Consider the following 21,932-nt stretch of genomic DNA (forward strand, 5'->3'; position numbering starts at 1 on the left):
ATGGCATTTAACGCATTGGTACCAACATTAGAGGTTGAGAATATGGATGAAACCATAACATTCTACCAATCGCTACTCGACTTTGAGTGTATTAGTCGCGACAATGATAAATGGGCTTTTGTACAAAAGGATGATGTTGGCATTATGCTGTCTTCAAGGTTTCATGAAGACAAACATCCCAAACCCGTTTTCACTGGTGGTTTATATATTTATGTCGATGATATCGATGTCATTTGGCAAATACTCAAAGACAAGGTTGATATTTGCTATCCCATAGAAATTTTTGAATATGGCATGCGTGAATTTGCCATTTACGACTGTAATGGCTATAGAATTCAATTCGGTCAAGAACTAGAACCTAACTAACAATAACTAAATATGAGCAATCAAAACAACAAATCTGCATTAGCAACTTTAGTCACCGTATTCTTTTTCTGGGGCTTTATAGCCGCATCCAACGGTGTATTTATTCCATTCTGTAAAACCTATTTTAATATCGATCAATTTCAATCGCAACTGGTAGATTTTGCGTTTTATGGTGCTTACTATATAGGCGCTTTACTTTTATTTATTTTATCAGGTTCGATCAAAAAAGATATATTAAACAATTGGGGCTATAAAAATGGAATCGTATATGGATTGTTGCTCTCAGCTATCGGCGCATTTGTGATGTATCCATCAACTGCTGGAGCAGAACAAGGGCAAACTGGTGTGTTTTATTTAGTGCTTGTAGCCCTGTTCATAGTAGGCTTGGGCTTCTCCTTACAGCAAACGGCAGCAAATCCTTTTGCCATCGCACTAGGAGATCCAAAAACAGGCTCTCATCGCTTAAACTTAGCAGGTGGTATCAATTCGTTTGGAACAACCATTGGACCTATCGTTGTTAGTCTTGTTATTTTTGGTTCTGCAACTTGGAGTACAGACGAGTTGGCACAAATGATTACTAATAATGAGATCACCTTAGTCACTGTGCAAAGTTTGTATTTAGGTGTCGGAGCTTTGTTTTTAGCAGCTGCTGCACTATTCCATTTCTCAAAAAAATTACCTGCATTAAAATCTGATACTGCTTTTGAACCGGCCAATAAAGCACGTAACTTATTAATCATATTAACACTTGTAATTGTAGGTTGTTTCGGATATATATTTAGTACTTATTCTGGTAATGCAAAAGCTACAGAAGATCTAGAGCAAACCCGTTTAATCGTTTTATTCGTTGCACTCTTTGCTGTAATTGCAGCCGTTTTTATTGCTAATTCTAGCGCTTCTAAAAAACCAGAAGGTTGGGGAGCGATGAAATATCCGCAACTCGTTTTAGGGATGTTAGCTATCTTTATGTATGTTGGTGTAGAAGTTACCATTGGCAGTAACCTAGGAGAACTTTTGAAGCAAGCTATTGGAAACACCAATTTAAACGCCATTGATCTACCTATTCTAAGTGATTCAGAAATAGGAAAATACATCTCTTTATATTGGGGCGGATTAATGATTGGCCGTTGGGTTGGAGCTATAACCGTTTTTAATCCAAGCAAAGGTTTAAAGAAAATCTTACTCATTATTGTACCTTATATTGCATTTGCTGTTATTATTCTAGCCAATTCAGCACAATCATTATCAACATCATTTGAATTAAATTTCAGCACTAACGAAATGGTATTCTTTGCGATTTGTATCGCCGTTCAAATATTTGGGTTCTTTTTGGCTAAAGACAAACCCGTTAAGACTTTGAAAATATTTAGTTTGTTTGGAATTGTAGCGATGCTAATTGGCTTATTCGCTTCAGGGAATGTGGCCTTATTTGCTTTCTTATCTGGCGGGTTATTCTGTTCAATCATGTGGCCGTGTATTTTCACATTAAGTATTGCAGGTTTAGGAAAATATACCTCCCAAGGTTCTGCTTTTTTAATTATGATGATTTTAGGTGGTGCCATAATACCACCTGTTCAAGGAAAATTGGCTGATGTATTTACTATTCAGTCGTCTTATTGGATTGCTGTGGCTTGTTTCGTGTACCTACTATTTTATGCATTTAGAACGAAAACAGTGCTTGATAAGCAAGGTGTAGAATACTAAAATAGTCTAGTTATGAATCGTAGAAAATTTATTAAAAATACCGCATTAACTGGAGCAGGATTAACTATAGGTAAGTCTTTAATAGGCTGTGCTGACAAACCCGCTGAAGATTCTAAAACTGCGATTGTTAGTTCTGAAAGTAGCTCTAAAGCCAAGTTACCCTTAGTCATTGCCACATGGCATGTTAAAGAAGCCACAGCTAAAGCAATGGAAGTTTTACAGGCAGGAGGTAATGCTCTCGATGCTGTTGAGGAAGGTTGCAGAGTCGAAGAAGCCAATGAAAAAGGACAGTCCGTTGGTAAAGGAGGGCTACCGGATCGCGATGGTAATGTCACGTTGGATGCCTGCATTATGGATAATTATGGTAACTGTGGTTCGGTTGTTTATCTTCAAAATATTACACATGCGGTTTCTGTGGCTAGAAAGGTGATGGAAGATACGCCTCACGTCATGTTAGCTGGTGAAGGCGCCAAACAATTTGCCATCTCAAAAGGTTTTGAACCTGAGGATTTATTAACTAATGCTTCCAAAAAAGCGTGGAAGAAATGGAAAATTGAAGCCAAGTATAAACCTATCATCAATATTGAAAATCATGACACCATCGGTATGTTAGCGATAGACCAAAACGGAGATATTTCTGGTGCTTGTACTACTAGCGGATTAGCATACAAAATGGGTGGACGCGTTGGTGATTCTCCAATAATAGGATCAGGTTTATTTGTAGATAATGAGATTGGTGCTTGTGTGGCTACAGGATTAGGTGAAGAAGTTGTGAAAACCGTTGGCAGCTTTTTAGTTGTAGAATTAATGCGCCAAGGTAAATCACCTCAAAACGCTTGTGAAGAAGCAATTAGTAGAATTGTGAATAAGCCCAATAGTAACTATAAAGATTTTCAAGTGGGTTATATTGCAGTAAACAAAAAAGGAGATATAGGAAGTTACTCAATTCATCAATGGTTTAGTGTGACCAAATTTCAATATGGAGTCAATGAGCAGATTCAGTCCGATTATTTTAATAAAGCTTAAAACCACTTTACTGTGAATCTAGCTAGCTTCTCTTTATAATTAGTATAAGGTGGAAATAACCATTCGTTGATACCAAATGTATATTGTTTCACGACTGCACGTTGGTTACTAAAAGCTTTAAATCCGTAGAACCCATGACTCTTGCCTATACCACTGTTATTAACACCACCAAATGGTAAGTTGTGGTTGGCATAATGAATGACATTGCTATTAATACATGTGCCTCCTGCTCTAGTATGTTGCATTACTTTTTTAACGTTGGTTCTACTCTTGCTGTAGATATACAAAGCTAAAGGGCGTTCTTTCGAGTTGATGTAATCTATAGCCTCGTCTAAGGTATTATAAGTTACTATTGGTAAAATCGGGCCAAAGATTTCTTCGTTCAACAATGTAGCTTCCGGTTTTAAACTAGACATTATGGTCGGTTCTATAAATTTCGATGCCTTTTCAAAATTACCTCCAATGTCCACATTAGCTTCTAACGATTTGGCATTTTCAATATGGGATTTTAATCGGTCAAAATGCTTTTGAGTCACAATTCTTCCATAAGCATCAGAGTTTTGGGCTTGCTCCGTATAAAAATGACTGATCCATTTTTTACATACCTCAATAAACTGCGCTTTAAGAGTCTCATCTATCAATATATAATCTGGAGATACACATATTTGTCCTGCATTGATGAATTTTCCCCAAACAATTCTTTTAGCTGCTTTGTCTATATCTGCAGATCTATCTATAATCGTAGGCGATTTTCCTCCTAGTTCTAAAGTTACTGAAGAGAGGCTCCTAGCGGCAGCTGTCATTACAATCTTTCCAACATTTGGGGAACCTGTAAAGAATATGTGATTAAAAGGGAGTTCTAATAATTGCGTAGAAGTTTCGACTTCGCCTTCAACCAAAGCGACATCATCTTCAGAAAATATGTCATTAACAATATCTTTCATTAAGGCAGATGCATTTGGTGTCATTTCGGAGGGCTTTATAATTGCAGAACAACCTGCTGCTATTGCAGAAACCAATGGACCAAAGGTTAAATTAAATGGGAAATTCCATGGAGAAATAATTAAACAGACACCTTTAGGTTCATAGATATAGTAAGAGCTTGCCCCTAGCATTGACAGTGGTGTTTTAACTTTTTGCTTTCGCATCCATCGATGCAAATGACGTTTTGCAAATTTAATCTCACTAATTATCTGATAGATTTCTGTAAGTTCAGTTTCAACTTTTGGCTTTCCTAAATCTTTATGTAAAGCGTCAATAATTTGACTCCTATATGTTTTTTCTACAGCTAGTTGTAACTTCTTTAAAAGTCCTATTCTATAGGTATAGCTTGTTTGTCCAATATTCAATTGCTTTTCTTGTTGTTTTTTAAACAACTTGAAATAGGGATTATCTGGATAATCTTTCATCTATTTATTTATCTTTTTATAACATTCTATCAATATGGTGCACTTCATCGATATTATTGACAAACCGCCTCATTTAGTCCAATTCTCACGTTTTTTTATCAATAAAAATAGTGATTTTAAAGGGCTACAAGTCCATTTTATGCATTTCGTCGATATTTTTGGCTAACAAATGTCAGTTATCTAATTATCACTGCTTTCATCCAAAAATTTCATCATTAACACACAAACCGATGTTTCTTTGTTGTGGAAATGAACCCAAATCCCTCACATATTATGAAAAAAAGTTTAGTCATCATATTATTTTTAACAATGTCTTTCGCTGGATTAGCTCAGCAAGATGTTGCAGCTCACAGTAAAACTGAAATCGCTGAGACTATTAAAGTCGACCAGCCTATCGTTAAGAAAGCTACTATCTCCGCTAAGACGAAAGCTAAGGTTTTAAAAATCAACCGTAAAAAAAGTAATGAAATTATAAGTATTAAAGCTTACAGAAAAAGTCTTCAAATTAAAGTTAAGACAAAAAAGCTTTGTTAGTATATTAATGTGCTATTAATCATTAAAAAAGCCGAAACATTAGTTTCGGCTTTTTTTAGTTAAATAACATTTACCTTTTATAGTTTACACATAAAGTTTTTACGTATTAAGACCTTGCATTCTATTTTATATTCTTTAAATGAGGAACTACTACACAGTTGTATTTATCTCTTCAGACTATCTAAAAAAGGATATTGAGCGAATTATGTAATGTCTACCTTGGAAAGTATGAGACCTCATTTAGCTACATAAAAAAAGCAGCCAGTAGTTGGCTGCTTTTATTTTATTTTGTGATATAATTATTACTCTTGGTAAATCCATTCTCCGCCTGTTTTAATAACTGCGAAGTCCTCAGTTGAATTACCTGGAGCCCATGTTGCGACTGTTACGATATATTTTTGTCCTTCTTCTGCACTTGGATTTAAATTATCCAGTACTATGTTTAAGGCTGTTAATATCATTTCATCAGACCAATTGGTACTACCACCTGTTCTACTAAAATTACCAAAACTGTCAAGGTTTCCTACAGCAGCTTCAAAACCTGCCACACCTGTTAGTCCACTCACTACCGCAGCATAATCTCCTGCAGTTAACGTATATCTTATAGTATTATCTGGTACCCAAATTCCAGCTTCTAAACCAAATTGTAGGGATGATATACTTGGAACCCACTCACCATTCGTAAAAGTGTATAGATTTCCTTTAGTAACAGTTCCTACATCACCTCCTTGAAAGAATCTATAGATAACAAATAGCTCATCTTCTTCTTGTGCAAATGGATAAGTGATGTTTAAAAACTGAGGTAAGTAGTTCGCAGGAAGCGTTGATCCACTAAAATTATCAAAACGTCCAGGTTGCCCAGAAGATTCACCCATAGAATCGTAATCTGCTGCACTCAAATAGTATACACCATCTACATCATCCCAAGAACCGTCTGAATATTTGTAGTATGCAGATAAAGACTCAGTAGAACCAGAAAAACCAGTCGTTCTTATAGCAAAATCTTGAACTCTCCATCTTGGAGAATCAGAATCTGTAGAACTATACTTAAGACCCACATGAATACTCTCACCATCATATGCTGAGAAATCGAAATCTTCTGATATTGTCAAACTGCCATATATTGTTTTATCAAAAGGTAAGGCTGTCCATGTAGCCATCATAGGGTCTGAACCAGTAGTATAATCTGTAGATATTAAAATATCAATAAGATCAGGATCACCTAAGAAATCTATTTCTTGAGTAATTTGAAAAGATAAACCCGATTCTCCGGTTAAATCAATTCCTGGAGATATTAGCCATTCCTCAAGGGCATTTGCTCCACCATCAAAACCAGAACCCTGAACATTTGCAGAACCCACTGTCCAACCAAGGGCATCAGGACCTGAAACTGAAACTAACTCAAAATCATCATAACTATCTGGAAAAGCGACCTCATAAACACTAGCTAAACCAACTTCAGGTGCTTGTGTGAATCTATTATATCCCAATCTTACAACTTGTCCATCGGTAGGTGTCCCAAATTGATCCGCTAATACGTCTTCTAGTGTCATTTCTGGATCTTCCTCTAGCAAAAACGCATTACTATTACTAGTTGGGTAATCACCAGAACCAAGATTGTAAACATCCGCACCAGTAAATGCGCTAACATCTTCTGGATTACCATCAAACAAGTTAAAAATAACTGTCACTGATGATCCGTCTCCCCAAAACGGATATTTATCCGCTAAGAATGGCGGTAAAATAACCTTTGCATCGTCAACATCGCTAAATGCCTCAAACATTTCGTAAAAATCTGGATCTCCATCTCCTTGATCAACAAGATCAGCATAATCATCTGAAGTAAGTGTAAACTCATCAGTACCAATAATAGGTTCTGCCTGTTCCGCTAGATCACTATTAATATCTTCAACAGGGTTACAACCTATTGAAATTATAGCCGAAATAGCGATTAATAAATAAACTATTCTTTTCATTTTTCTATTTTTTTAAAATTTTAAGGTTGCGCCTACACTAAATGTTCTACCAAAACCATAATATACCAAAGCAGTCTGGGCATTAGATCCTGAACCATCTAATGCATCTGCAATATAATGCGTATTTAATATATTATTCATTCTGGCAATTAATGAAGCTCTAAAGGGACCAAAATCAAACCCGTGCGTCATAGCAACGTCAAAAACACCATAAGCTGGAACCTGCCATGGATCTGCTGCATTCTCATCACCTCTATCACTTGGATCGAAATCCGCATACAAACGATCAAAGTAATTGTAATCTAATGATAACCTAGTATCTAATCCAAATCTATAATCTGCACCAAGAGCAAAAGTGGTTTGAGCAGCATCACCAACTGGTACATCTTCAATAAACAAATTAACAACCTCTACAACGTTTTGATCTTCGTCCAAAATATTAACATCTGTGATGTCTTCTTCCCATCTCCAGTCACCTAAAGACAACATACCTGTTAGGTTTAATTTGTCTGTTGCTTTGTATACAAAATCAACTTCAATACCTTGGTGAATTGCATTTACCCCTAAAATATTCGCAAATCCTGTCTCATCCGGGTTTAATTGAAATGGAATAGTTTCCGTTCTATCTCTCCATGATGTTCTATAAACGTTGACATTGGCAGATAAACGCTCACCTCTATAACCATAACCTAATTCAAAACTAATAATTTTTTGGTTCTCGGCATCATCATTAATTTCTTCATTGTTAAATTCTGGAAAAACCGCATCAAAATCCGGTGCTCTTTCAAAATAACCAAAATTTGCAAATACATTGTGCTCTGGCGTTAATCTATAATTAGCACCACCTTTAGCTCCGAAAGCAAAGAAATTATAAGTATCTGTTTCTTGTAAATCGTCTCCATCTAAATAGTTGAAATAATCTTTTCTTTTATAAGATGTATTCGCAGCATTAAGAGCGATGAAAGTATTAAAGTTTTCATTAACATCATACTCTAATTGACCGAAAAAGCCTAACCAGCCAACTATTCCATCATTATTATAAGCCACCTTATCGCCAACTCTCGCAACTCCTGTTGGATTATTAACATCATCTTCGTTGATAATGAACTGACCACCTAATAGATCTGTAACTTCTCTAAAATGTTTCCCTGTATAACTTCTCCAGTCAAGACCTGCTAATAACACCAAGTCATCATTTATATTTGACTTCAAAGTAGATAAAACACCATACCAGTTGTGGTCGTTACGGGATGCTCTAAGAGCCGCGCTAGAACCATTGGCTCCATTTGCAATGTTCTCCTCAACTATACGGTCAAAATCTAAAGGTCCGAACTCACCAATACGGTATTCTGAACTTTGGAACTTAAATCTTCCATCTGCATCATCACCTAAAGTTACAGCGTCACTACCTAGAGTACCACCTCCACCACCAGTTCCGAAAGAAACATAAGCAGCCGTTGAGATACTTGTATTATCATTTATATCCCAATAGTGATTTAAAGAAATTTGTGGTTTATGATAGAAGTTATCCTCAATGAAAGTTACCTCACCATTTTTGTAACCCCAATCTGAGTTATACTTAATTCCATCTTCGCTTCTTCTATAAGTATCAATTAGGTGTCTGTTTTGTCTTTGACCATGACGTTGCTTTGCACCAAAAGCAGTGAAAGCTAATTTATGTTGGTCATTGATCTCTTTAGATATATTAACAAAGTAAGATACTGCGTTAAACTGCGTGCCTCTTACATAACCGTCACCATCTGTTTTAGCCGCAGAAACTGTTGCAGCAAAACCATTATCCATTAAACCTGTAGAGTAAGTCACACCAAATTTTTGGTAACCGTCATTACCCAAAGTAGTTAAAATATTTCCACCTGCTTCAACGTCAGTTGTCTTTGTTAAGATATTGATTGTTCCTCCAACTGATGGTACAGCAACTCTTGCAGCACCAAGTCCTCTTTGCACCTGCATAGAGCTTGTCACGTCACCAAGACCTGCCCAGTTACTCCAAAATACACGACCGTTTTCCATATCATTAACAGGAACACCATTGATCATAACTGCAACGTTCTCTGAGCTAAATCCACGCAAGTTAACACGGCCATCACCAAAACCACCACCGGCTTTAGTAGCATAAATACCAGGTGTAGATTTTAATACTTCAGGAAACTCTTGAGTACCCAACTTCAACTGAATGTCCGCAGCTTTTACTGTTGAAACAGCAACAGGCGTCTTACGATCGACAGCAACAGATGCCACAATCATAATTTCATCCAAGCCTACATCGCTTGACATGAGGGTAATAGTTCCTAAGTCAGTATCACCATTGAAAGCTAATGTTTGACTCACATAGCCTACATAAGAAATTACAATTTCACCAGAATTAGATTCTGCTGTCAAGGTAAAATCACCATCAAAATTTGAAGTCGCACCATTAGTTGTTCCTTTTACGATGATGTTCGCACCAGGAAGCGGCGAATTCAAGTCACCATCAATAACTTTACCTTTGATAGTGCTTTGAGCAAAAGCAACAGTAGTGAAGAGCATCAATACAGTTGCAAATAAAAATTGATTAAATTTTTTCATATAAAATTTAAGTTAATTGGTTTTTTAAATCAGCGCAAAATTACGCAATACTAGTTCTAAAACATTAAGAAAATGTTAACAATTTAAGGGTACGAAGTTAATTATTGAATTACCAATTAATATGCGCGCATAGCAAAATTTATTAAAACTTTTTAACAAGTTTTAACAATTATTCTTATAAAAGTCTATCAAGTTTTGAGTAGATGAATCGTGACCTGTAGAATTTTTTCCAACCTCAAGTTCCTTAAGTATTGTTTTTGCTAGTTGTTTACCCAATTCTACACCAAATTGGTCATAGCTATAGATGTTCCATATAATGCCTTGAACAAATATTTTATGTTCATACATCGCTATAAGTTTCCCTAGACTCTCAGGTGTTAATTTTTGGATTAGAATAGAAGTAGTAGGCTTATTGCCTTTAAAGACTTTGTAAGGCAATAACTTTTCGATTTCCTTTTCTGAAAGGTTTTGTTCCTTTAACTCAGTTGAGACTTCGGCATTAGTTTTACCATTCATTAATGCTTCTGTCTGCGCAAAATAATTAGACATTAATTTGTCATGATGATCTTTATTTCCGTGAAGTGATTCTACAAAACCTATAAAGTCAGCAGGAATTAATTTAGTGCCTTGATGGATTAACTGAAAAAAAGCATGTTGCGAATTTGTTCCAGGCTCACCCCAGATAATCGTGCCCGTTTGATAGTCTACTTCTTTACCTGTTCTATCTACATATTTACCATTACTTTCCATAATACCTTGCTGTAAATAAGTTGCGAATTGGTTTAGATATTGGGTGTAAGGAATTATAGCCTCGCTTTCAGCATTAAAGAAATTGTTATACCAAATGGTTAACAGTGCCGAAATCACAGGGATATTCTGATCAAGATCGGTGTCTCTAAAATGTTCGTCCATTTTTCGAGCACCAGTCAGCAAGCTTTCAAAATTTTCATAGCCTAAAGCTAAACTTATAGATAGGCCAACAGCACTCCAAAGAGAAAAACGACCACCAACCCAATCCTTCATTGGGAAAATATTGCCTTCATCAATACCAAATGCTTTAACGCTATCTATATTTGTAGACACTGCTACAAAATGCTTTGACACTGCTTCTTTAGGTTGAGATTCCAAGAACCAAGCTCTAATGGAATTAGCATTAGATAAGGTTTCTTGCGTAGAAAAGGTTTTAGAAACTATAACAAAAAGCGTAGTCTCTGGGTTTAAATTTTTTATTATTTCCTGATAGTGATCTCCATCTACATTGCTTACAAAATGCGTGCTCAGATGATTTTTATAATACTGAAGCGAATCTACAACCATAGCTGGACCAAGATCTGAACCACCTATACCTATATTAACAACATCGGTTATGGTCTTACCAGTAAATCCTTTATGATCACCAGTGACAATAGCTTTAGTAAAATTTTTAATCTTTTGTCTTACCTCATAAACCTCTGGAATTATATTTTCGCCGTCTACAAACACTTGTGCCGACTTTGAAGCTCTTAAAGCCGTATGTAATACTGCTCTACTTTCTGTAGCGTTGATGACATCTCCTTCAAAATATTTTGAGATAGCATCTCTCAAATCCACCTCATCTGCCAGTTCAGTCAACAGGTTGATTGTTTCAGTTGATATCCGATTTTTGGAGAAATCAACATAAAAATCATCCCATTTAATTGTTAGATCATTTGCTCTACTGTTGTCAGACGCGAACAATTCTCTTAAATCTTTAGACTTTATGCCCTGAAAGTGCGATTGTAGTTTCTTCCAAGATTTTGTAGTTGTCGGATTGGTAGCCTGTAATGCCATTTATTGGATATCTGTAATTTGGTCTTCGGTTATGGTATTTTCTTGCTCTATTGGTTCAGCTTCTAAGAAATGTATGTTATCCAGTTGCTGTTTTATGGGTTTAATATATTCTAAATACCTCACCTTTAAGCTATCTGAAATCGGTTTGGCTTCAGGCAATTTTTGTCTGAAAGGATCAACCTGTTTTCCGTTCTTCCAAAAACGATAACACACATGAGGACCACCAGAATTACCCGTCATACCAACCCATCCAATTATATCTCCTTGTTTTACAAACTGACCTTTTTTAACATTTTGGGCTTTCATATGTAAATACTGGGTACTATAAGTATCATTATGCCTAATTTTTACATATTTCCCATTGCCTCCTCTTCTCCGGGATTCAACAACAGTTCCGTTTGCTGTTGCCATGATAGGTGTGCCAATTGGTGCTGCAAAATCAGTTCCTTTATGAGGTCTTACTTTATATCCGTAATAAGCAATTCTTCGCTTAAGATTGTATCGTGAAGACAATCGTCCAAACTTGACAGGCATTTTTAAAAATGCACGGCGCAAATTTTTAGCGTCTTCATTAAAATAATCTATAATATTTTTAATAGAATCCGTTTTAAACTCAAAGGCATAAAGCGAATCCCCATTATGTTCAAAATAGGCTGCTTTTACGTTATGTACTCCAGCATAAATAGTGTCGTCAATATATTTGTCTGTATACATAACTTTAAAGCGATCTCCTTTTTGAAGACGTCTAAAATCAATGGTCCATGCATAAATATCATCTGCCATTTTATAAGCTAACATATGACTTAAGCCTTTTTTCTCTAACGTCTCTGAAATATTGTTCTCTATGACACCAGTAGCTGTTTTCTGAACATAAGTTATTGGTTTTCTACTTGTGTAGGCTTGAATAGAGTCTTTGAAGTCTATGACCACGTATTCTTCCAAAGTTTGCTGGTAGATAAATGTTGTAGGTTTCTGAAGACTATCGCTTAAATTCTCTTTTGAAAACAATAAGGTATATGGCTTACCAACCTGAAGTTTAGTAGCAATATCAAAAGTGTCTTTTGCTTTTTCAGCTATTTGATAAATTTTAGGATAACCGATATTATTCCGTTCTAAAATAATACCAAAGGTATCTCCCTTTTTTATTGTATCTCTTTTAAATTCGTACTGCTTAAGATCATAACCGAACTCAAGAATTGTCTCTTCTTCTGCTATCTCGGCAATCTCCTTTTCGTAAGTCTCTTCTGCTGAATTATCTTCTTTACATGCAAAAACAAATACTGCTATTGCAGTAATTGCCATTAGTCGTCTTAAGTGCATTAATTATGCTAATTATTAATTATTTCCCCAATTTTTTAATTCTTCTTCGGTCCATAGATCCGGAAAGAATATACGTCTTTGATACTTTGGATGCATATATTTTTTCCAATCACTTCCCCCTGTAGCCTCACCATCACCAATTCCACTATCGATATAATGCCTAGCCGCGTTATAGTGTGCCATTACCCAAGTGACGTTTACCGTATAATCAAAATGACGCATTGCTTTTACCAAGTCTATATCTTTTTGATCATCTTGTGGCAACTCCTTAAACCGCGTCCACAGATTTTTGGTATTGTACGCTTCCATAAATCTTAGAAACTCGTCCTTATAACGGTTTTCAAAATTAATTAAAAGCGTTGATTTTTTTCCTGTTTTATGATCTTTTCCTGCAGCTTGCCAATATAAATGCTCAAAGGCATGTGTATATGGCGTATTTCTATCAATATCTTTTCGGAATCTATAATCAATAAGATTGATAAGTTCAGTTGAAGCAAACTCAATTAATCGATATTGAGCACTTTGAAAACCACTGGCTGGAGTTAGGGTATACCTAAACTTCATGTATTGTTCTACCTCCATACCTTCTCTCATAATATTGAAGGAAGTAGTTAACATATCAAAATAACGACTGATACGCATTATTTTATTTTCAAAAAAGATGACATCTAAGTTGTTCTTTTCGGCAACTTGGGAGATTTCCCAGAGTATCATTTTAAAAATAAGCTCGTTAATTTGATGATATGCGATAAATACCATCTCATCTGGAAGGGTTGTACGCTGAATCTGAAGATTAAGCAATGCATCGGTTTGTATATAGTCCCAATATGTAATCGGCTTGCTATAAAGCAAGCCGTATAAATGGTCGTCTGTATCTTGGTCTATTTTATTGTACTTCTCTTGAAGCGCTCCTATAATGTCATCGTAATTATGTTGGTCTGGCATAAATTAATTTTAATGTATGGTCTTAAAAGAGTGCTTTAATCCCTTGAAAGCAACAAGATCCGCTCGAAGTGAACCAACAGCCAAATCCGCTTTTATTTTTAGTGGTATTCTATTTTTATCATCACTAACCCAAAGTGTTAAGCTTTCTTCTTCTTTAAACACACGTCCCGCCATAACATAAGGTCTAAACTTTAGTGATTTTACTTTTACTTCTGTACCATTAATATCAACCTCAACGGTTTCTCTTCCCAAATATTTTAACTTAAAACCGTAGTTTTCTTCATCAAAGAACATATTGGTCCTTATTTCATCTCCACGTCTTAAGGAAGATACATCGATATTATTTCTTAAATGATAGTACATGGACACCATATCCTGAACATCTTGGGTAGTAGTAAATGTATCTACTTTCTTCTTCTTCTTGTTATTTACAATAGCTTTTTTCTCTCTATGGTTAAAATTTATCTCGATATCTTTTGTGTGTCCGCCCTCATCAATTTTTCTTATAAATTTATAAGGTGTACCGGTTTCTTTATCGAAATAGCTTTCATATCGATCCCTTACTTTAAAAAATAAATTAACTGCACCTGTAGTTTTCCCTTTGCCCACAACGTGATACACTTGCTTACCCTTTAGTTTTTTTTGACTGACGTTTAAAGTGGCTTCACCAGCTTTAAACCAACCACTATAGCTCATTCTAAATTTAAACCATTCACCTTCCTGAAAGGCGGAATCCTTTTGCGTCGTCAATGCATTTAGCCCAGCAAAAAATAGTATTAATGTAAATAGATATTTCATAACCTCCAGTTTGTAAATTTAAATAATGTGCAACAATTATTATGTTACAATTATCTTAAATACAATTACTATTCCAAATCTATTAAAACTCTGAAATACACGCAAAAACCTTAGTTGATTTATGATTTTTTCCGATAAATGCTCACATTTTTATATTTCCGCGATACTAAAATAGAGCAAACCATCATACACACACTTTACATCGGTTAATGTGTATTTGTAATTTTAGAGTTGGTTTTTTAGTAGCACGTTTAGCCATAGGGGACTAAACGTGCTTTCTATTTTTACAGCGTGCCTCGTTTCGCCTGCTCTCGCTCAATACTTTCAAACAAAGCTTTAAAGTTTCCAGCACCAAAACCACGTGCTCCCATGCGCTGAATAATTTCGAAAAACAAGGTAGGGCGATCTTCAATGGGTTTTGTAAAAATTTGAAGTAGATAACCTTCTTCATCTGCGTCAATCATTATACCTAAACTTTTCAAAGTTTCAATATCTTCTCGAAGTTCATGGCTAAACTCCTCTAGTCGTCCTGGTACTGCTCTGTAATATTCTTCTGGAGGTATAGATAAAAACTCCACACCTCTTTTACGTAATGCTGAGACCGTTTTTATGATATCGTCTGTTGCAACAGCAATATGCTGTACACCTGGACCTTCATAAAAATCCAAGTACTCTTCTATCTGAGAACGTTTTTTACCTTCTGCTGGTTCGTTTATTGGAAATTTTATTCTTCCATTTCCGTTACTCATTACCTTGCTCATCAATGCAGAATATTCCGTATGGATTTGCTTATCATCAAACGAAAGGAAATTCACAAATCCCATGACATCTTCATACCATTTTACCCAAGTATTCATTTCTCCCCAACCGACATTACCTACCATGTGGTCAATATACTTTAAACCAACGGAGGCTGGATTATAATCACTCTTCCATTCTTCAAAGCCGGGCATGAATACACCATTATAATTTTTTCTTTCAACAAACATGTGCACTGTATCGCCATATGTGCAAATTCCAGCTCTCACAACCTCTCCAAATTCATCTTTCTCAACCACGGGTTCCATATAAGATTTTGCGCCTCGTTTGGTTGTTTCTTCATACGATTTACGCGCATCATCCACCCAAAGTGCTACAACTTTAACACCATCACCATGTTTAACGATATGGTCGTTTATCGGGCTTTTTGAATTTAAAGGTGTAGTGAGTACGAGTCTAATTTTGTCTTGCTTTAAAACATAAGACACCGTGTCTTTACTTCCCGTTTCCAATCCTCTATATGCAAATGACTGAAATCCAAATGCCGTTTTATAAAAGTGGGCTGCTTGCTTTGCGTTACCCACATAAAATTCGACATAATCCGTTCCTAGAAGCGGTAAAAAATCTTGGGCTCCTTCAAATATTTTTTCTAAACCGTAGTTTACACTTTTAACTTCTTTACTCATTATAAATTAATTTATATCTGATTCTTTAGTTTCTATTTCTTCTTTAAGTAAGGCATCTATATTCACGGAATCTTCCTCAATTTCCATGTCATAATCGTCATCCCAAATTGTATCCATTTCTTCATCGTAATTGTCAAAATCATTATATCTAGAATTCTTTCGCAACTCTTCAAAGACACCTGACGATAACATTGTACCATAAAAGGCGATTGCGGCAATTGCAAAAAGAACGATAATACCGTTCATTACAATAGCAATAATATTTATAACCTTTGCGGTATTGACATTGCTTCTAGATTGGTATGAATAGAACTCAGGGTTTTCTCCATATTGCCTCAAACTTTTATTGGCTGTTACCAAACCTATGATTCCCAAAATTAAAGGCACAATGGCCGTAATTCCATAACAACAGCAACCTGCTATGCCTATAACTAACGCTAAAATTCCTAAAACTAATGATAAAGGATCTGCCGGTAATTTATTGTGATTCATAAATGTAATATCCTTATTAAACTACTCTAACCAAGATTTAAAATAATCATCGTCAGCAATTTTAATTGCCTCTTCGGTAACTTTTAACGGCTTAAAGGTATCTACCATCACAGCCAATTCATCTGTCTTTACCTTGCCTATGCTACGTTCCATCGCACCTGGATGTGGACCATGCGGAATACCAGCAGGATGCAATGATATATGCCCAGCTTCAATATCATTTCTACTCATAAAATCTCCATCTACGTAATATAGTACCTCATCACTATCAATGTTGCTGTGATTATATGGTGCAGGCACAGCTAATGGGTGGTAATCATATAAACGTGGCACAAAACTACAAACCACAAAAGCATCCGTTTCAAAAGTTTGATGGACAGGAGGTGGCTGATGTACACGACCAGTTATTGGCTCAAAATCATGAATTGAAAAAGCATAAGGATAATTATAACCATCATAACCTATAACATCAAACGGATGTGACGCATAAACCATTTCTATAATCTCGTCTTGCTTTTTTATTTTGATAAGAAAATCGCCCGATTCGTTATATGTTTCCAATTCTTGTGGTTGACGCAAATCCCGCTCACAAAATGGTGAATGTTCTAATAATTGTCCAAACCAATTGCGATAACGCTTAGGTGTATAAATTGGTCTATAGGATTCTACAATAAATAATCGGTTGTCTTCCGTATCAAAATCGAGTTTGTAGATAATTCCTCTTGGCACTAAAAGATAATCACCATATTTAAAATCGAGATTACCTAGATGTGTTCTTAATTTACCTGAACCCTTATGGATAAAGATTAATTCGTCGGCATCAGTATTCTTATAAAAATAGTCTCTTGTAGATTCTTTTGGTGCAGCTAGGATAATATTACAATCCGTGTTTGTTAAAACTATTTTTCTACTATCTAGATAATCCTGCTCTGGCTTAACTTTGAAGCCATGAAAGCGATAGGATTGAATGTTATTTGCTTTTGCAACTTTTGGTGCAATGCTGTATTGTTTTCTTATGTCCTTAACCTGAGTTGGACGCTGCTCGTGATAGCTATTTGTAGACATACCATCAAAACCAATGGTGCCGAATAATTGCTCGTAATAAAAGCTACCATCTGGTTTTTTAAATTGGGTATGTCGCTTTGGTGGAATTTCTCCTAATTTATGATAAAATGGCATTTGTCGTTTTGTTTAAATGTTGAATTGTTTATACGTTTATTTGTATAAATAAAACTGATTAAAGGTACAAAAAATGCATATCTATTCTGGATTCCTTTTGATAAGGAAGTGTAAATGAAGTTTTAGATTTTCCCAGAATGATTTCATAGTATTACAAAGTTGATGATTTTTGCCTTAAAACCAAAATCCAAGATTAAAAAACCAATAGCTCTCACCTATATCTGGTGAATAGGTATATTTGGCCTCTAATGGACCAAGAAAAGTTTCTAGTGAATATCCTAGAGCATAACCACTATAATCGGGAGCTGTTAGCCACTCACCTGTTTCAAAAATTCCGTCTTCTATATTCGCATAATTGGCAGAAAAAAGAATGTGGTGCTTCTTAAAAATCTCATAGTCCAAAGTAAACATCGCTTTCACAAAACTATCTCCAGAAAGTGCTAGATAATCATATCCATAAAATGATTGAAAATTATTGATAAAATTATTGGCATAGCCACCTAAACCAAAACCTAAGGTCGTTGTAGAATTATCTCCTATTTTAAAACCACCACTAGCTTCTGTCTTTAAGGCCACCTTGTTATTAAAACTAAACGCATAACCTATATCGGCTTTTGCTATTGAAAATTCTTCAAAATCCTTATTAAGTCCTGCGGCATTTAAATATAAATGAAAGTCACCGTTAAAATAAAATCCTCTTTTAGGAAATAATGGATTATCATAATCATCAAAAATCAAGTTACCAAAAACACTGAAATAATCAGTATTATCAAACGTTACTTCATCTTCTTGATTTTCATCAATTAGCGTTTCTGATGTAATCTTAAGTCGCTTATGCTCAGCACCTAAACGCAAAGCAAAATCCTTTCTGAATATGGTCTGTAAATAGACTTGATTGGTAAAATCTGTAAGTTCTACATCTATTTTATTCAAATCTTCCAGTAAGGGAGAATCTTCTTCTAAAGCTAAAAGTGCATTTACATTTTTATTGAATTGATTATATCTAGATTTTACACCAATACTTAAATAGAACCCTTTGTCAATAAAGTAATCAAAATTGTATCTAGAGTTATCGCCAAGAATAACATCCAAGGAAGCAATATCGTTATTAAATAATAACCGTTTTTTTGTAAGGTTTGCCAATATAGCACTTTTATAAAGTCCGTCGTAGTGTATACCAAGCTTAAGAAATGTGGTGGTTTCAGACTCTCTCAATTCACCTGTTAACTTATAGCCCAAATTATCTTTACTTGGCTCTAAACAGTATCTAAATGTATCAAAGTTATTGGTCGCAATGAGATTATTAATACCGTCTTTAAAATCCTCATAGCTTAATTTTTCATCATTTTTAAATTTTAACTTGCCCAGTACATAAGATCGCGTATAATGATCATTACCCTGTATTTTAATCGAGTTGATTTTTATGCTGTCCAAAAGCTCAATTTTTTGTCTTTCCACAAATGAGTTCTTATTTTTCTTGATACTTTTCAACTGAGAGATATTAGCTCTTGCTGCAGCTTCTCCATTAGCAATAATATCTTCACCTTCACTAAAAGACACTACAGAATAATTGCTAATGTCCGGTTTAATGTAGATATCCGTAAGTGGCGCCTTGTTTTTCATGGCATTTATGGTACGGAAATTATTGATCTGTAATAGAATATCTGGTGCAGATTTTAAGGATTCCCTATCCCGAAGCGCATCCTGGACATCTACGCCAATTATAATGTCCATGCCCTTGGCCCTTAACTGTTCAACAGGGAAATTATTGGTGACACCTCCATCTATGAGAATATCCTCGCCTAAAACTACAGGCTGAAATAATGAGGGCAAAGCTCCGCTAGCGGTAACTGCTTCGGCTAATCTACCGTTCTCCATAACGATAGACTCACCAGTTTCAATATTTGTGGTTATACAAAAGAAAGGAATAGGTAATTTCTTAAAATCTCTTATCTCATTTACCGGAAGCATCAATTCGTACAAAAGATTATATACATTTTGCCCTCTAGATAAGGCAGAAGGTAGGCTGATTTTAAAATTCTCAAAAGGTAAGCTTACAGCATACTTTTCGGCATTTTCGCGCTCATAAAATGGCTTAGACGCCCTAGGAAAAGCATCATTTATCAATACATCAAAATCTTGTTTATTGAAAAGTTCCTCAAGCTGTTTACCCGAATAACCAGAAGCATATAACGACCCTATTATGGCACCCATACTCGTACCTGCAACATAATCTATTTTTATACCAAGACTATCGATTACCTTTAATACTCCTATGTGTGCAAAACCTTTAGCGCCACCACCACTCAGCACCAATCCAACTTTTGGTTCATTTTCCTCTTGGGCATATGAACTGTTTGTACTTAAAACAAAACATAACAGTACAAATACCAGCAGCACTATTCTATTCCTTAGGCAATATGTTAGGGGCAACTTCAATTAGCTTTATTCTTTATGATAATAATTATACACTTTGCTAGCTCGAGATACGCCAACGACAGCCTCTAGTTCGTCTAATTTGGCATTGGCGATTCGCTTTACGGTTTTAAAACGTTTCATTAAATCGATAATTGTTTGTTCTCCAACACCTGGAATATCTTCGAGTTCAGTCTTTAAAGCACCTTTGCTTCGTCTATTTCGGTGATGCTCTATACCAAAGCGATGTGCTTCATTACGTAATTGCTGAATGATTTTTAAAGTTTCGCTTTTCTTGTCTAAATATAGTGGAATTGGATCATCTGGATAAAATAATTCTTCTAAACGTTTAGCAATTCCGATGATTGCTATTTTTCCTCTCAATCCCAACAGATCAAGACTCTTTAAAGCAGAAGATAGTTGTCCTTTCCCACCATCAATGATTATAAGTTGTGGCAATGGTTGATCTTCTTCCAATAAACGTTTGTAACGTCTAAAAACCACCTCTTCCATTGAGGCAAAATCATCTGGACCTTCAACCGTTTTTATATTGAAATGGCGATAATCTTTTTTACTTGGTTTTCCGTTTTTAAAAACAACACAAGCAGCTACAGGATTAGAACCTTGGATATTGGAATTATCGAAACATTCAATATGTCTTGGTTCTTCAGACAAACGCAAATCAGCTTTCATCTGTGCCATAATTCTATTGGCATGACGATCTGGATCAACAATCTTGATTTGTTTTAACTTATCCATACGATAATACATGGCATTGCGTTTGGATAAGTCTACTATACTTTTCTTATCTCCAAGCTTAGGGATGGTCACTTTAACATCATCTCCTAGATCTACCTTAAGTGGCACGTATACCTCTTTGGAATTAGAATTGAATCGCTGACGAATTTCAGTAATGGCTATCTCTAAAAGTTCTTTGTCAGACTCTTGCAGTTTCTTTTTAAGTTCCAACGTATGAGATCTTATAATAGACCCATAACTCAATTGTAAAAAATTAATATAGGCATAGGTTTCATCACTCACTATAGAAAACACATCTACATTACTAATCTTAGGATTCACAATTGTAGACTTGGACTGATAATTTTCTAAAATTTCAAGTTTCTCCTTTATTTTTTGGGCATCTTCAAATTGCATTGCAGCGGCATGATCTTTCATTTGCTTTCTAAACTGCTGTAGCGAATCCTTAAAATTTCCCTTTAAAATTTCTCGAATTGCGGTGATGTTAACATGGTATTCTTCTTCTGTTTCAAGACCCTCACAAGGTCCCTTGCAGTTTCCAAGATGGTACTCAAGGCAAACTTTATATTTTCCAGCTTCGATTTTGGCTTCGGACAAATCGTAATTACATGTTCTTAGTTGATAAATCCCTTTTATCAATCCAAGAAGTGTTTTAACCGTTTTCATACTGGTGTAAGGCCCAAAGTATTCCGAACCATCCTTAATTACTCTTCGAGTTGGAAAGACTCTAGAAAAACGTTCGTTTTTCACGCAAATCCAGGGATAAGATTTATCATCCTTAAGCATCACATTGTACTTAGGTTGATACTTCTTTATCAGGTTGTTTTCCAATAATAAAGCATCATTCTCTGTTTCAACAACAATATGTTTTATTGAAGCTATGTTCTTGACTAAAACACGTGTTTTACCATAATCGTGATGCTTGGTAAAATAACTACTTACTCGTTTTTTTATATCCTTGGCCTTACCAACATAAATCAGCTTTCCATCAGCATCGAAATACTGATACACTCCAGGTTGATGCGGTAGTGTTTTAATCTGAATATCTAAGGTAGTTTCTGGCATTAAACCAAAAGTATATAAAAGTTATAAGTTTTGAGTTATAAGAACTTAAAGTTAACAGATAATTCATCTAGATTAATAAACCAACTTAAAAATTTGAGGAACTT

At 35.3% G+C, this 21,932-nt stretch carries 16 protein-coding genes; 4 read left to right on the top strand and 12 right to left on the bottom strand.

Going from position 1 to position 21,932, the window contains the following annotated elements:
- The 3 genes from H7F21_RS00355 to H7F21_RS00365 are packed head-to-tail and all read left to right on the top strand — an operon-like array spanning position 1 to position 3,096.
- Positions 1 to 366, top strand: coding sequence for a VOC family protein (locus H7F21_RS00355; protein ID WP_185787259.1), 366 nt, complete (start codon positions 1 to 3; stop codon positions 364 to 366).
- 12 nt (positions 367 to 378) lie between these two features.
- Positions 379 to 2,070, top strand: a complete 1,692-nt coding sequence (locus tag H7F21_RS00360) for an MFS transporter (protein ID WP_185787260.1) — start codon at positions 379 to 381, stop codon at positions 2,068 to 2,070.
- Positions 2,071 to 2,082: 12 nt separating this feature from the next.
- Positions 2,083 to 3,096, top strand: coding sequence for a glycosylasparaginase (locus H7F21_RS00365; RefSeq protein WP_185787261.1), 1,014 nt, complete (start codon positions 2,083 to 2,085; stop codon positions 3,094 to 3,096).
- Here H7F21_RS00365 and H7F21_RS00370 read toward each other — a convergent pair.
- Positions 3,093 to 4,505 (bottom strand): aldehyde dehydrogenase family protein, encoded by a 1,413-nt coding sequence (locus H7F21_RS00370; RefSeq protein WP_185787262.1) that lies wholly within the window; start codon positions 4,503 to 4,505, stop codon positions 3,093 to 3,095. The two genes, H7F21_RS00365 and H7F21_RS00370, sit on opposite strands and share 4 nt — an antisense overlap.
- A 273-nt stretch (positions 4,506 to 4,778) precedes the next feature.
- Here H7F21_RS00370 and H7F21_RS00375 point away from each other — a divergent pair, with 273 nt between their 5' ends.
- Positions 4,779 to 5,039 carry a hypothetical protein gene (locus H7F21_RS00375; RefSeq protein ID WP_185787263.1) on the top strand — a complete coding sequence of 87 codons (261 nt, stop codon included), beginning with the start codon at positions 4,779 to 4,781 and terminating at the stop codon, positions 5,037 to 5,039.
- 302 nt (positions 5,040 to 5,341) lie between these two features.
- Here H7F21_RS00375 and H7F21_RS00380 read toward each other — a convergent pair whose 3' ends face one another.
- The 11 genes from H7F21_RS00380 to uvrC all read right to left on the bottom strand — a co-directional run bounded on the left by H7F21_RS00380 (position 5,342) and on the right by uvrC (position 21,828).
- The gene (locus tag H7F21_RS00380) at positions 5,342 to 7,015 is read right to left on the bottom strand and encodes a choice-of-anchor J domain-containing protein (protein WP_185787264.1); all 1,674 of its coding nucleotides are present in this window, start codon (positions 7,013 to 7,015) and stop codon (positions 5,342 to 5,344) included.
- Positions 7,016 to 7,027: 12 nt separating this feature from the next.
- Entirely contained in the window at positions 7,028 to 9,601 is a 2,574-nt protein-coding gene (locus tag H7F21_RS00385; protein ID WP_185787265.1) for a TonB-dependent receptor, read from the bottom strand.
- Positions 9,602 to 9,763: 162 nt separating this feature from the next.
- Positions 9,764 to 11,410 carry a glucose-6-phosphate isomerase gene (gene pgi / locus H7F21_RS00390; RefSeq protein ID WP_185787266.1) on the bottom strand — a complete coding sequence of 549 codons (1,647 nt, stop codon included), beginning with the start codon at positions 11,408 to 11,410 and terminating at the stop codon, positions 9,764 to 9,766.
- The gene (locus H7F21_RS00395) at positions 11,411 to 12,712 is read right to left on the bottom strand and encodes a M23 family metallopeptidase (RefSeq protein ID WP_246431388.1); all 1,302 of its coding nucleotides are present in this window, start codon (positions 12,710 to 12,712) and stop codon (positions 11,411 to 11,413) included.
- Positions 12,713 to 12,745: 33 nt separating this feature from the next.
- The gene (locus tag H7F21_RS00400; RefSeq protein ID WP_185787268.1) at positions 12,746 to 13,675 is read right to left on the bottom strand and encodes a tryptophan 2,3-dioxygenase family protein; all 930 of its coding nucleotides are present in this window, start codon (positions 13,673 to 13,675) and stop codon (positions 12,746 to 12,748) included.
- A 9-nt stretch (positions 13,676 to 13,684) separates the two neighbouring features.
- The gene (locus H7F21_RS00405; protein ID WP_185787269.1) at positions 13,685 to 14,473 is read right to left on the bottom strand and encodes a DUF3108 domain-containing protein; all 789 of its coding nucleotides are present in this window, start codon (positions 14,471 to 14,473) and stop codon (positions 13,685 to 13,687) included.
- A 284-nt stretch (positions 14,474 to 14,757) separates the two neighbouring features.
- Entirely contained in the window at positions 14,758 to 15,918 is a 1,161-nt protein-coding gene (hppD, locus tag H7F21_RS00410; protein WP_185787270.1) for a 4-hydroxyphenylpyruvate dioxygenase, read from the bottom strand.
- Positions 15,919 to 15,924: 6 nt separating this feature from the next.
- On the bottom strand, positions 15,925 to 16,410 hold the full coding sequence (locus tag H7F21_RS00415) for a CCC motif membrane protein (protein ID WP_185787271.1): 486 nt from the start codon (positions 16,408 to 16,410) through the stop codon (positions 15,925 to 15,927).
- Positions 16,411 to 16,431: 21 nt separating this feature from the next.
- Positions 16,432 to 17,589: a homogentisate 1,2-dioxygenase gene (locus H7F21_RS00420; protein ID WP_185787272.1), complete on the bottom strand. Its 1,158-nt coding sequence runs from the start codon at positions 17,587 to 17,589 to the stop codon at positions 16,432 to 16,434.
- A gap of 174 nt (positions 17,590 to 17,763) precedes the next feature.
- Positions 17,764 to 20,022 (bottom strand): patatin-like phospholipase family protein, encoded by a 2,259-nt coding sequence (locus tag H7F21_RS00425; protein WP_246431389.1) that lies wholly within the window; start codon positions 20,020 to 20,022, stop codon positions 17,764 to 17,766.
- A gap of 12 nt (positions 20,023 to 20,034) precedes the next feature.
- A complete protein-coding gene (uvrC, locus tag H7F21_RS00430; RefSeq protein WP_185787273.1) occupies positions 20,035 to 21,828 on the bottom strand; it encodes an excinuclease ABC subunit UvrC in 1,794 nt (597 codons plus the stop codon).
- Positions 21,829 to 21,932 lie beyond the last annotated feature (104 nt).

The sequence above is a fragment of the Winogradskyella flava genome (assembly GCF_014243395.1).
Taxonomy (GTDB): Bacteria; Bacteroidota; Bacteroidia; order Flavobacteriales; family Flavobacteriaceae; genus Winogradskyella; species Winogradskyella flava.

What these genes read in the sequence shown, in the direction of transcription:
- H7F21_RS00355 (WP_185787259.1), top strand. Translation starts at nt 1, where the DNA reads ATGGCATTTAACGCATTGGTACCAACATTAGAGGTTGAGAATATGGAT.
- H7F21_RS00360 (WP_185787260.1), top strand. Translation starts at nt 379, where the DNA reads ATGAGCAATCAAAACAACAAATCTGCATTAGCAACTTTAGTCACCGTA.
- H7F21_RS00365 (WP_185787261.1), top strand. Translation starts at nt 2,083, where the DNA reads ATGAATCGTAGAAAATTTATTAAAAATACCGCATTAACTGGAGCAGGA.
- H7F21_RS00370 (WP_185787262.1), bottom strand. Translation starts at nt 4,505, where the DNA reads ATGAAAGATTATCCAGATAATCCCTATTTCAAGTTGTTTAAAAAACAA.
- H7F21_RS00375 (WP_185787263.1), top strand. Translation starts at nt 4,779, where the DNA reads ATGAAAAAAAGTTTAGTCATCATATTATTTTTAACAATGTCTTTCGCT.
- H7F21_RS00380 (WP_185787264.1), bottom strand. Translation starts at nt 7,015, where the DNA reads ATGAAAAGAATAGTTTATTTATTAATCGCTATTTCGGCTATAATTTCA.
- H7F21_RS00385 (WP_185787265.1), bottom strand. Translation starts at nt 9,601, where the DNA reads ATGAAAAAATTTAATCAATTTTTATTTGCAACTGTATTGATGCTCTTC.
- pgi (WP_185787266.1), bottom strand. Translation starts at nt 11,410, where the DNA reads ATGGCATTACAGGCTACCAATCCGACAACTACAAAATCTTGGAAGAAA.
- H7F21_RS00395 (WP_246431388.1), bottom strand. Translation starts at nt 12,712, where the DNA reads ATGGCAATTACTGCAATAGCAGTATTTGTTTTTGCATGTAAAGAAGAT.
- H7F21_RS00400 (WP_185787268.1), bottom strand. Translation starts at nt 13,675, where the DNA reads ATGCCAGACCAACATAATTACGATGACATTATAGGAGCGCTTCAAGAG.
- H7F21_RS00405 (WP_185787269.1), bottom strand. Translation starts at nt 14,473, where the DNA reads ATGAAATATCTATTTACATTAATACTATTTTTTGCTGGGCTAAATGCA.
- hppD (WP_185787270.1), bottom strand. Translation starts at nt 15,918, where the DNA reads ATGAGTAAAGAAGTTAAAAGTGTAAACTACGGTTTAGAAAAAATATTT.
- H7F21_RS00415 (WP_185787271.1), bottom strand. Translation starts at nt 16,410, where the DNA reads ATGAATCACAATAAATTACCGGCAGATCCTTTATCATTAGTTTTAGGA.
- H7F21_RS00420 (WP_185787272.1), bottom strand. Translation starts at nt 17,589, where the DNA reads ATGCCATTTTATCATAAATTAGGAGAAATTCCACCAAAGCGACATACC.
- uvrC (WP_185787273.1), bottom strand. Translation starts at nt 21,828, where the DNA reads ATGCCAGAAACTACCTTAGATATTCAGATTAAAACACTACCGCATCAA.